Source organism: Streptomyces sp. NPDC044002, from assembly GCF_056434525.1.
Genome location: NZ_JBWKEZ010000031.1, coordinates 1 through 11,789 on the forward strand (window position 1 = coordinate 1; position 11,789 = coordinate 11,789).

Consider the following 11,789-nt stretch of genomic DNA (forward strand, 5'->3'; position numbering starts at 1 on the left):
AAAGAAGGAAACACGGGCCCCCCACATCCCTTCGGGTGCTCTCCCCCCCCCCCCCCCCCCCCCCCCCCCCCCCCGCGCAGGCGTCCGCCCACCACCGCGTGCCCCAGCTGGAGCACGCTCAGGCCGAACATCAGCACCCCCAGCGGGACGTGCACGGACGCCACGTGCGCGATGCCCAGGACCACCTGCGCCGACGCCAGCACCAGCATGCCGACCGCGTACAGGACCGGTCTGACCGACCCGCCGCCCGGGCGCCACCCCAGGACCGCGGCCAGCACGTACAGCATCGACGCGGCGTACATGCCCCGCGCCCCCGCACCGTGCAGCGCCTCCCCGTACTCCGTCGACAGCAGCATCCCCGCGGTGACCGCCTGGAAGAAGACGCCCGCGGTCTGCAAGGCCGCCGTGATCCGCATGAACGTTCCCACTGCCGTCCGCTCGGGCATGGTGAGCCCCTCTCGTCCTGTCCGCCGACGGTGTACCGGGAACGCCCCGCCGTCTCGTCATGACGACGACGCAGCCCCCGCAGATGTGAGGTGACCCACCAACTCGCCCTCCACCAGGCCTATTCGCCGAGGATGGCCCCATGACCACAGACCCGGCCCTGAGCGCGGTCACGGGGGAGCGCACCCGGCTGACCAACCTCGCCTACCGCTTCCTCGGCTCCCTGGCCGAGGCCGAGGACGCCGTACAGGAGGCCTACACCCGCTGGTACGCCATGCCGCGCCAGAAGCAGGAGGCCGTCGAGTCGCCCGGAGCCTGGCTGACCACCGTGGCGAGCCGCGTCTGCCTCGACGTGCTCGGCTCCGCCCGCGCCCGGCGCGAGAGCTACGTCGGCCAGTGGGTTCCGGAGCCGCTGCCCGACCGCACCGAGTGGATGAACGCCACCGGCGACGCCGGCGCCGACCCGGCCGACCGGGTCACCCTCGACGAGTCGGTCGACATGGCCTTCCTCGTCGTACTGGAGACGATGACCCCCGCCGAAAGGGTCGCGTTCATCCTCCACGACGTGTTCCGCTACCCCTTCGCCGAAGTCGCCGGCATCCTCGGCCGCACGCCGGCGGCCTGCCGCCAGCTGGCCGCGTCGGCCCGCCGCCGCATCGGCACGGCGAGCCCCGACCCGGGACCGGCCGCCGGACGGGCCGCCGTCATCAGGGACTTCAAGCGGGCCTGGGAGGCCAAGGACGTCGCGGCCCTCGTCGGCCTCCTCGACCCCGGGGCCACGATGATCGCCGACGGCGGAGGCCTGGTGAGCGCCGTGCCGCACCCGGTGGTGGGCGCGGAGCGGATCGCCCGCTACCTCACCGGCACCGGCGGCAGGTCGACGCCCGGCATGACCCTCCTGGAACGGTCCGTCAACGGCCGCCCCGGCCTGGTGGCCCGCTTCGGCGGCACCACCGTCACGGTGGCCGCCTTCGGCCTGACGGGCGACCGGATCACCCACATCTGGGCGGTGCGCAACCCGGAGAAGCTGCGGATCTGGAACTGACGGGCGCCACCGCCGGAGCGCCTAGTTCCGCACGGTGGGCGCTTCCGAGATGATGTGCGCCCGTCACCCCCGGCCGAAAGGATCGGAGCATGGCCAGCCTGTGGTCAGGGCAGGGCGTACTGCGCCGCAAGCCGATCGAGCACATCGAGGAGCCCGAAGGCGCGCCCAGCCAGCAGCTCACCCGCACCCTCGGCCTCTGGCAGCTCACCGCCATCGGCGTCGGCGGCATCATCGGCGCCGGCATCTTCACCCTCGCCGGAACCGTCGCCAACGGCGTCGCGGGACCGGCGGTGCTGCTCTCCTTCCTCATCGCCGGCGTCGCCAGCGCCGCGGCCGCCTTCTCCTACGCCGAGTTCGCCGGCCTGATCCCGAAGGCCGGCTCCGCCTACACCTACGGGTACGCCGTCCTCGGCGAGCTGGCCGGCTGGTTCATCGGCTGGGACCTGCTGCTGGAGTACACGGCCATCGTCGCGGTCGTCGCCATCGGCATCTCCGGCTACTTCAACTTCCTCCTGGAGGAGACCGGCGCATCCCTCCCCACCTGGATGCTCGGCGCCCCCGGCACCGGCGAAGGACACCGCTTCGACCTCATCGCGGCGGTCCTGTGCCTGTTCACGGCCTACCTGCTCACCCTCGGCATCAAGAACGCAGCCCGCTTCGAGACGGTCGTGGTCGTCCTCAAGGTGCTGGTCGTCCTGCTGGTGGTCGTCGTCGGCTTCTTCCACGTCAAGTCCGACAACTACACGCCGTTCTTCCCGTTCGGCGTCGGCGGCGCCTTCACCGGAGCCGCCACCGTCTTCTTCGCGGTCTTCGGCTACGACGCCATGAGCACGGCGGCGGAGGAGTCCAAGGACGCGCAGCGGCACATGCCCAAGGCGATCCTCTACTCCCTCGCCATCGCCATGGTGCTGTACGTCCTCGCCTGCCTGGTCCTCACGGGCATGCAGAAGTACACCGACATCGACCCGGAGAGCGGATTCTCCAGCGCCTTCAAGGCGGCCGGGCTGCCGGTCGTCGCCGACATCATCGCGGTCGGGGCGATCATCGGCATCCTCACCGTCATGTTCACCTTCATGCTCGGCGTGACCCGCGTGTGGTTCTCCATGAGCCGTGACGGACTGCTGCCCGGCTGGTTCGCCAAGACCCACCCCACCCGCCACGTCCCGACCCGCGTCACCTGGATCGTCGGGGTGGCCTCGGCGGCCATCGCCGGCTTCGTGCCGATCGGCGAGGCCGCGGAACTCACCAACATCGGCATCCTGCTCGCCTTCGCCGTCGTGTGCACCTCGGTCATCGTGCTCCACTACAAGCGCCCCGACCTGCCCCGCACCTTCCGCACCCCGCTGATGCCCATCACCCCCGCCATCGGGGTCATCGCGTCGATCTGGCTCATCACCTACCTCCGTGTGGAGACCTGGCTCCGCTTCGTGATCTGGCTTCTCGTCGGCCTGGCCATCTACTTCGGCTACTCCTACCGCAACTCCAAGATGGCCGGCCGTACGGACCCCGGCCGGTGAGAGGGCGGTGAGCGCGCGGTGAGCCGCCGGTGAGCGCTCCCCCGGAGAGTGACGTCAACGGGCCCCACCGAGGGGCACCGGGCGGACACACGACAGGGGAGCCGAAGACATGGGCGAGCAGCTGACCGGAAAGACCGCACTGGTGACCGGCGGGTCGCGCGGCATCGGACGGGCCGTCGCGCTCCGGCTGGCCGCCGAGGGAGCGCTGGTGGCGGTGCACTACGGCACGAACGGGGCCGCCGCCGAGGAGACCGCGGCACGGATCGAGGAGGCCGGCGGGCGCGCCTTCACCGTCCGCGCCCGGTTCGGCGAGGCGGGAGCCCTGGACCGGCTCTTCGCAGGGCTGGACCGGGGACTGGCCGAGCACGGCGCCAAGGGCCTCGACGTCCTCGTCAACAACGCGGGCATCATCTCCGGCAACTCCATCGGACAGGTCACCGAGGAGGAGTTCGCCACCCTGATGGCCGTCAACGTGAGCACCCCCTTCTTCGTCGTCCAGCGGGCCCTGCCGCTGCTGAACGACGGCGGCCGCGTCATCAACATGGGGTCGACCGCCAGCCGCTTCGCGGTCTCCACCCAGATCGGCTACACCGTCAGCAAGGCGGCCCTGGAAGCCATGGCCCCCTCCCTCGCCAACGAACTCGGCCCCCGCGGCATCACCGTGAACACCGTCGCGCCCGGAGTCGTACGCACCGACCTGACCGCCGGCCACACCGCGGTACCGGAAGCGGTCGCCGCCCTGGAGGCGGTCACCGCACTCGGGCGGATCGGCGAGCCGGAGGACGTCGCCGACGTGGTCGGCTTCCTCGCCGGACCCCAGGGCCGCTGGGTCACCGGCCAGACCATCGACGTGTCGGGCGGCACCTGGCTCGGCCCGCTCGCCCACACCGCCTGAACTCCCCTTCCGTGCCCGGGGGATAATCGCCGGCATGTGGTTCGGCATCCTCGGAGAGACCCAGGCACGGCACGACGACGGGACCGAGGTGCCGCTCGGCGGCCCCGCCCGCCGCGCCCTGCTCGCCCTGCTGCTGATCAGCCCGGGCGGCGTCGTCCCGGCCGAGCGGCTGGCCGAGGAGATCGAACCGGGCGGAGCCGTCTCCGCGCACGCCCTCCAGTCCCAGGTCTCCCGGCTGCGCACCGCCCTGGGACCGGCGGCCCCCATCGAACGGGTCGGCGCCGGCTACCGCATCGCGGTGCCGGAAGGGGCGGTGGACGCGGCCCGGTTCGAGGCACTGGCCGCCGCCGGACGCGCCGCCCTCGCGGCCGGCGACCCCGCCCGGGCCGCCGCCGGACTGCGCCGGGCCCTGGACCTGTGGCGCGGCCCCGCCCTCGCCGGGCTCGACGGGAGCGAGTCGGCCAGGGCCGCGGCGGCACGGCTGGAGGAAGCGCGCCTGTCCGCCCTGGAGGACCGGATCGAAGCGGAGCTGCGGCTCGGCGAACCCCGGGCGGCGGTACCCGAGTTGCGCGAGCTCGTCGACCGCCACCCGCTGCGGGAACGGCCGGCCGGGCTGCTGATGCGCGCCCTGTCGGCCCAGGGGCGCCAGGCCGAGGCCCTCGTGGTGTTCGAGCGGACCAGACGGCACCTGGCCGAGGAACTGGGCGCCGACCCGTCGGCCGGACTCGCCTCCCTGCACGCCGAACTGCTGGACACCGCCCCCGCCCCCGGGCCCGCCGCACCGCCCGCCCAGCTGACCTCCTTCGTGGGCCGCGAGGAGGAGGCGGCCGAGGCCGTCGCCCTGCTGCGGGAGTCCCGCCTCGTCACCCTGACCGGCCCCGGCGGTGTCGGCAAGACCCGCCTGGCCGTGGAGGCCGCGGCCACCGCCGCCACGGCCGGCGTCTGCTTCGTCGAACTGGCGGCGCTGCGCGAAGGCGGCCCGTCGGCACCGCCCGCGAGGGACGCCCGGCCGGGACGGGCCGCCCGCAGCCTGCTGGCCGCACTCGGCCTGCGCGAGAACGGCCTCCAGATGGGGGACGGCCCGCCGCGCACGGCCCTCGACCGCCTGATCGCCGCCCTGACCGACCGGCCGCTCCTGCTCGTCCTGGACAACTGCGAGCACGTCGTCGACGAGGCCGCCGCGCTGGCGGCCCGCCTGCTCGCCGCCTGCCCCCGGCTGCGGGTACTGGCCACCAGCCGCGAACCCCTCGGGGTCATCGGCGAACACGTCCAGCAGGTCAGGCCCCTGGACGAAGCGGCCGCCGTACGCCTGTTCACCGACCGGGCCCGCGCCGTGCGCAGGGGCCCCGCAGGCGAACCCGAACTCGTACGCCGGATCTGCGCCGCCCTCGACGGCCTGCCGCTGGCCATCGAACTCGCGGCGGCCCGCCTGCGCACCCTGGAACCGGAGGACCTCGCCGGACGGCTGGACGACCTCCTCGGCATCACCGCCCGCGGCAGCCGCACCTCCGCCGAACGGCACCGCACGATGCGCTCGGTGGTGGCGTGGAGCTGGGACCTGCTGACGGACGCCGAACAGCGCGCCGCCCGCCGCTTCACCGTCTTCGCGGGCGGAGCCGGCGGCGACGGCGCACGGGAAGTGTGCGGCACGGACGCCGACACCCTGGAGTCGCTGGTCGACAAGTCCCTGCTGGAGACCGCGGGCGCAGGACGCCTCCGGATGCTGGAGACGATCCGCGCGTACGGCGCCGAACGCCTGGAGGAGGCGGGCGAGGGCGCTGCCACCCGCCGCGGCCACGCCCGGCACCTGCTGGAACTGCACCGCCGCGCCGGCCCGCACCTGCTGCGGGCCGGACAACTGCACTGGCTGCCCCGCCTCGCGGCCGAGCACGACAACCTCCTCGCCGCGCTGCGCTGGGCGGTCGGCGCCCACGAGAGGCGCACCGCCCTGGAACTGATCGCCGCCGCCTCGGCGTCGCTGTGGATCCGCGGCGCGTCCGCCGCCGCGGCCCCGTACGCGCTGGACGTGCTCGCCGCCGCCGAGCCCGGCCGCCCTGTGGGGGAGGACCTCGGAGAGGAGTACGCCGCCTGCGTCCTGCTCGCCGCCTCCACGACGGCGGGCCGGCCGCTCTGGCAGCGCCACCGCACGGCGGCCCTGGAAGCACTGGCCGCCGCCTGGCCGGGGGACCGCGCCGGCCGCTACCCGGTGGTCCCCTTCCTCTGGATGATGCGGACCGCCGGCGAGACCGACCGGCGCGACACCCGGCACGCCCGGGACGCGTTCGCGCTCGTCTCCTCCCAGCACGACTGCCCCGACCCGTGGGCGCGCGCGGCCGCCCGGTACGTGTCCGGGTACGCGACCCTCGGCGAGGGCGACGCCGACGGCGCCGAGCGGGCCTTCGACGCGGCCGCCGACCGGTTCCGCGCACTCGGCGACCGCTGGGGCACCGCGCTGGCCCTGGACGCCCTCGCCGGCCTCGCGGCCGCCCGCGCCGACCGGGAACGGGCCGTCGCCCTGACCGACCGCGCCCTCGCCCTCACCGGGGAACTCGGCGCCGTCGAGGACTCCGCCGACCTCCTGGTCAACCGCGGCGACCACCATCTGCCCCACGACCCCGCCGCGGCCCGCGAGGACTACTCCGGGGCCGCCGCCCTGGCCCGCGGCAGCGGCAGCCCCGCAGCCCTCGCCGCCGCCCTGCGCGGCCTCGGCGACATCGCCCTGCTGGAGGGACGGCCGCAGGAGGCGGAGCGGCTCTACGCGGACGCACTCGACCGGATCGACCCGCACTGGGTCAAGAGCCTCGGCAACCGGCTGCGCTGCCTCGCCGGCCTCGGCCGCACGGCCGAGGCCCGCGGCGACCACGCCGCCGCCCGGACCCACTACGACGGCGTGGCCGCGGCCGTGTCCGGCCTGGGCCCCTCCGTACCGGACGCCCTGCGCCTGCTGGGCCTGCCGGAGGAGCTCGCCACGGCGGTCAGCGCAGGCGCCGCCAGAACGGCGGGATCTCGCCCTCCCGCCGGTTGGGGTGCGGGGTGACCTCGCGGGGAGTGAGGGACCAGGCGCTGTCGTAGCTGACGATCAGCAGCCGTGCCCCGCGGGTCAGCGCCACCGTGCTCCGCCCCGGCCACCTGTCACCGCTGTGCAGGGTGCGGCGCGAGGCGCTGCGCCGGAGGGACTCCAGCTGGAACCAGGCGTCGTCCTTGCTGTTGCGGTACCTGACGGCCAGGTCGACGGCGGGCCCCGCGTACGCCAGGACGTCGGAGCCGACGCCCTCGACGCGCTCGGAGGCGTCCCGCAGCACCGACACCGGGCTGACGGTGATCTTCCACTCGCCGCGCGCCTTCACGCGCAGCCGCAGCGGTCCGTTCCCGTCGTGGTCGACGATCCCGCGGCCGCTGAAGTCCTCGGCCCAGCCGCTCAGGGCCGAGGGGCTCCTCTCGCGGTTGCGGTGGTTCAACGCGCTGACCTCGACGTGGCCGTCCCCGAGGCGGACCAGGTCGACGACCGCGAAGCCGGCCGCCGTGGCCGCCTCCACCCGGACGACGTCCTCCCCCCTGCCCTCCTGGGTGAAGACGGGGAAGTCCGGACCGAAATCGGTCGGGAGGCTGTTGATCCGCCTGGTGATGGTGCCGAGCAGCGGGGCGCCCGACTTGGAGACGGGGACGCCGGCGGGTACGGCGGCCGCCGCGGCGGCCCCTCCGGTCCCCGGCTCCGGAGGAACGGCCGCCACCGGAGCCGGAACGGCCTCCGCGGGGGCCGCCGTCGCCGGCAGGGGCGGGGCGGGCGGCGGGGCCTCGGGCAGTGCGGGTGCGGGCGGCGGACCGGCATCCGGCCCCTCGGCCTCCACCTCCGCCCCGGCCTCTGCCTCGTCCTCGACCGAGAACCCGTAGTCCTCGGCCAGCCCCGGGAGCCCGGAGTCGTAGCCCTGCCCGACCGCGCGGAACTTCCAGCCCCCGTCGCGGCGGTAGAACTCGCCCAGCACGTAGGCGGTCTCGGTCGTCGCGTCGTCGTCGTCGACCGAGTAGACCACCATCCTCTCGCCCGTGGCCGTGCTGACCGCCTCCAGGTACAGCCCCGGTATCTCCCCGAAGGTCGCGCCCTCGGAGGAGGCCGCGATGACGATGCGCTCCACCTCCGGCTCGACCCGGCCGGGGTCGATCTCCAGCCAGTCCGCCATCCGGCCGTCCTCGCTGCGGGCGTTGCCCAGGAGTTCCACGGCGCTGCCGGCGTGCGCGCGCTGGTTGTAGAAGACGAGGTCGCTGCGGCCCCTGACCTTTCCGCTGTCGTCGAGCAGCAGTGCCGCCGGGTCGATCTCGGGCACACCCGGCCCGGCCGCCCGACGGACCACGGCGACCCGCATGGGCTCGCCGGACACGGGCAGATTGCCCCCCTTGATGATCTGCGTCATGACGGCATCGTCGCAGGCCAGTCGGGATCAAGTCGAGCTTCTGTGCCCCTGTATGACGATCCGTGAGACGCCTCCTAGCACACTCGGCCCGGCCGGGGACGTAACTCGGCCATGCCCGCCCCCGGCGCGCGCGGCTCTGGCTACCGTGCTCCGGACGGCCGGGCCCGGGTGGCGGCGGCCGGGGGAGGAGCGGGCGGATGGGGACCACGGTGGTGGGGTTCCGGCTCGGCTGGGACAGGAAGGGCCGTCAGGCCACGGTGCTGCTCACCCAGGCGGGCGTCCTGCACCACGGCAGCGGCCTCCTCGGCATGGCGCCGCGCCCCGCCAGACCACAGGCCCCGGCCGCCCCGGATCCGCATCCGGTACCCCGTCAGGCCGCCACCCTGCGCCGCCTGTACGCGGGTCTGGTCCACCAGGGCTACGGCCGGGAGCTGATCCCGCCGGTCTGCGTCCGGCTCGACACCGACGAACGCCCCCTCCACCCCCGCCCGTGGGGCGAGCACGCGCCCCGGGCGCATCCGGAGCTGATCGCCGAGTTCACCGGAGCCGCCCCCTCCGGTCCCGGCACGCTCGACGACGCCCTGACCGCCTTCTACGCCGAGATCGGCCTCACCCCGCGGACGCGCACCGCCGCCCCGCCGCCCGGCCCGGCCGGCGTCCCCCCGGCGGTCCGCCGGGCGCTGGGCGCGCTCGCCGAGGGCCGGACCCTCGCCTCCCGCCCGGGGCGCGGCACCGGCTGGAGCGTCACCGGGGCCGGGGTGCGCCTGCACACCGGCCCGGGCGGCGGCGAGGAACTCACCCACCGTGAAGTGGCCGAACTCCAGGCGGCCCTGACGGCCTGGCTGCGCCACCGGCGGGGCCCGGGCGCGGGGGCCGGCGCGCGCTGACCCGTATCGGACGCCCGGCCGCCCCGTCACCCGGAACGCCCAGCGGTACCGGGCGTTCGCTGCGCGCGGGGGCGGCCGTGTGGTTTCCTGGGCCCGCTCCGCAGTGTGGCGGGGCGGCTACTCGGAGTGAAGGGGATGTTGTCGTGAGCGTTCTGGACATCAAGCTGGACCGGTCGTTCGACGTCTTCGACTCGGACCGCGACGGGCGGCTCGACAAGTCGGACGTCATCGGCCTCTCGGACCGGCTCGCCGAATCGCTCGGCCTCACCCCGGACGACGTGGCCGGGCTGCGGGACTCGCTGGCGGAGCTCTGGGACACCGTCTTCCAGCGGATGGACCGCAATGACGACGGGGGAGTCGACCGGCAGGAGTTCCGGGTGGCGTTCCGGGCGCGGATCGTCACCGACCAGAACCGGATCTGGGAGCGGATCCGCAACATGAGCAACGCCTGGACCGAGCTGGGAGACCGGGACGGCGACGGCATGCTGAGCCGGGACGAGTACACCTCCCTGCTGCACGGCATGTTCCGGCTGCCCCGGCAGACCTTCGACGAGGCCTTCGACCGGCTGGACGTCGACGGCGACGGGCAGCTGAGCCGCGAGGAGATCAGCTCCGCGATGAAGGAGTACTACACGAGCGAGAACCACGCGGCCCGCGGGAACCAGTTCTTCGGCCGCCTCTGAGGACCGCCGCCCGGGGTGGCGGCGGGCGCCCGCGCGCCCGCTGCCGCCCCGCCGCACGCAAGGGCTCCTCCGCGGCCGGTTCGGATCGCCTCCCCGCTCGTTGACCGGAGAGCAAGCCGATCTTTCGATGTTCTGTGGAGGACCCCCTGATGGCCGATGCCGCACTGCCGGTGATCGTTCTGTCCGACCCCGATCCGATCCGCCGGCACGAGACGGCCGAGCTGGTGCAGAGCTGGTACCGGACGTCGTTCCGGGTGCTCCAGGTCGGCGGACCCGCGGAGGTGGTCAGGGCGCTGAACGCGCTGGCCGACCGGAAGGTGCCCGTCGCCGCCGTGCTCGCCGACGAGGCCCCCGAGCCCGGTGCCGCGCACCCCGGCGTGCGCTGGCTGCCCCTGGCCCGCCGCTCCGGCGACGCGCCCGCCGCCGGCGACGCGCCCGCCTCCGGGGCGTCGCCCCTCCCCGGCGAGCACCCGGCCGAGCACCTCCGGGTCGCGCTCGACGACTCCCTGTGCACCTGGAACGCCGACTGCCGGGGCGACCTGCCGACCGCCGAGGTGCGCGGCAGCCGCTTCTCGCCCGCCGCCTACGCCGTACGGGACTTCCTCGGCCGCAGCGGCGTGATCTTCCGCTGGCTGCCCGAGGAGGACGTGCGGGACGCCCCCGTCACCGTCCGGCTCGGCGACGGCACCGAGCTGACGGACCCCTCGATCAGCGAACTGGCCGAACGGCTCGGCCTCATCCGCCCGGCGGCCCAGGATCACTACGACGTCGCCGTGATCGGCGGCGGCCCCGGAGGCCTGTCCGCGGCGGTGTACGCCGCCGCCGAGGGCATGAGCGTGGTCGTGATCGAGGACGACGCCCCCGGCGGGCAGGCGGGATCGACCTCGCGGATCGAGAACTACCTCGGCTTCCCCGTGGGCCTGACCGGCGGCGACCTCGCCCAGCGAGCCCTCCAGCAGGCCCGCCGGGCCCGCGTCGAGTGGCAGCCCACCCGGGTGGCGAGCAGGGTGGCCCCCACGGGCGCGGGCGACCACAGCGTGGAGTTCGTCAAGGCGGGCACCGAGGAGGCGGCCTCGGTGACCGCGGCGGCCGTGGTGGTCGCCACCGGCGTCGACTGGAACCGCCTCACGGCCCCCGGCGTCGACCGGCTCCTCCACTCCGGCGTGTACTACGGGTCCTGCCTCTCCGACGCCCCCTCCACCGCCGGCGAGGACGTGTACATGGTGGGCGCGGGCAACTCCGCCGGACAGGCCGCCCTCTACTTCGCCCGCTACGCCCGCTCCGTCACCCTGCTGGTGCGCGGCACGGACCTCGGCGCCTCCATGTCCAGCTACCTGGTGCAGCGCATCGAGCGGACCCCGGGCCTGCGGGTCCTGCTGGGCACCGAGGTCGCCGAATGCCTCGGCGGGGACACCCTCACCGGGCTCAGGCTGCGCGAGCGCGACGGCGGCGAGCGGACCGTCGGCGCGCACTGCCTGTACGTCCTGATCGGCGGCCGCCCGTCCACCGAGTGGCTCGGCGGCGCGCTGAAGCTCGATGAGCGCGGGTACGTGCTCACCGGCAGCGCCGGGGCGGGCCCCGACGCGCTCCAGATGGAGACCAGCGTGCCCGGCGTGTTCGCGGTGGGCGACGTCCGGTCCGGGTCCGTCAAGCGGGTAGGCGCCGCCGTGGGCGAGGGCGCCGCCGTCGCGCAGTCGCTGGTCGAGTACCGGCGGCGGCACCCCGACCGCTTCCGGGACGCGCGGGCGGCGGTCTGCGGCTTCTGACCGGCACCGGCACCGGCCCCTGCACCGGCCCCTGCACCGGCCCCTGCACCGGGGGCCGGCGGCTGTGGGGAGAGGGGGGGGGGAGGGGGAGGGCGGGGTGGGGGGGGGGGCTTTCTAGGGGGCGGCGAGGGGGGGGGGGCGGG

General features: G+C 75.0%; 9 protein-coding genes. 7 read left to right on the top strand and 2 right to left on the bottom strand.

The window, feature by feature from the left end; translation table 11 throughout:
- A partial coding sequence (locus tag AC07A6_RS22650) for a hypothetical protein (RefSeq protein WP_478778272.1) occupies positions 1-446 on the bottom strand: 446 nt, incomplete at its 3' end.
- Between the two features lie 140 nt (positions 447-586).
- On the opposite strand from AC07A6_RS22650, the gene sigJ reads away from it, so the two are divergent.
- From sigJ to AC07A6_RS22670, 4 genes are all read left to right on the top strand, one after another.
- Complete coding sequence (gene sigJ, locus AC07A6_RS22655; protein ID WP_478778273.1) at positions 587-1,489, top strand: RNA polymerase sigma factor SigJ; 903 nt, start codon at positions 587-589, stop codon at positions 1,487-1,489.
- An 89-nt stretch (positions 1,490-1,578) separates the two neighbouring features.
- Positions 1,579-3,006, top strand: coding sequence for an amino acid permease (locus tag AC07A6_RS22660; RefSeq protein WP_478778274.1), 1,428 nt, complete (start codon positions 1,579-1,581; stop codon positions 3,004-3,006).
- A gap of 109 nt (positions 3,007-3,115) precedes the next feature.
- Positions 3,116-3,901 (top strand): SDR family NAD(P)-dependent oxidoreductase, encoded by a 786-nt coding sequence (locus AC07A6_RS22665; protein ID WP_478778275.1) that lies wholly within the window; start codon positions 3,116-3,118, stop codon positions 3,899-3,901.
- A gap of 34 nt (positions 3,902-3,935) precedes the next feature.
- Positions 3,936-6,938, top strand: a complete 3,003-nt coding sequence (locus AC07A6_RS22670; protein WP_478778276.1) for an AfsR/SARP family transcriptional regulator — start codon at positions 3,936-3,938, stop codon at positions 6,936-6,938.
- Here AC07A6_RS22670 and AC07A6_RS22675 read toward each other — a convergent pair.
- Entirely contained in the window at positions 6,877-8,310 is a 1,434-nt protein-coding gene (locus AC07A6_RS22675) for a TerD family protein (RefSeq protein WP_478778277.1), read from the bottom strand. The genes AC07A6_RS22670 and AC07A6_RS22675 overlap by 62 nt on opposite strands.
- A gap of 197 nt (positions 8,311-8,507) precedes the next feature.
- Between AC07A6_RS22675 and AC07A6_RS22680 the strand changes: the two genes are divergently transcribed.
- From AC07A6_RS22680 to AC07A6_RS22690, 3 genes are all read left to right on the top strand, one after another.
- A complete protein-coding gene (locus AC07A6_RS22680; protein ID WP_478778278.1) occupies positions 8,508-9,197 on the top strand; it encodes a hypothetical protein in 690 nt (229 codons plus the stop codon).
- Between the two features lie 143 nt (positions 9,198-9,340).
- Positions 9,341-9,880 carry an EF-hand domain-containing protein gene (locus AC07A6_RS22685; protein ID WP_478778279.1) on the top strand — a complete coding sequence of 180 codons (540 nt, stop codon included), beginning with the start codon at positions 9,341-9,343 and terminating at the stop codon, positions 9,878-9,880.
- Positions 9,881-10,029: 149 nt separating this feature from the next.
- Positions 10,030-11,646 (top strand): NAD(P)/FAD-dependent oxidoreductase, encoded by a 1,617-nt coding sequence (locus AC07A6_RS22690; RefSeq protein WP_478778280.1) that lies wholly within the window; start codon positions 10,030-10,032, stop codon positions 11,644-11,646.
- Positions 11,647-11,789: the final 143 nt, after the last annotated feature.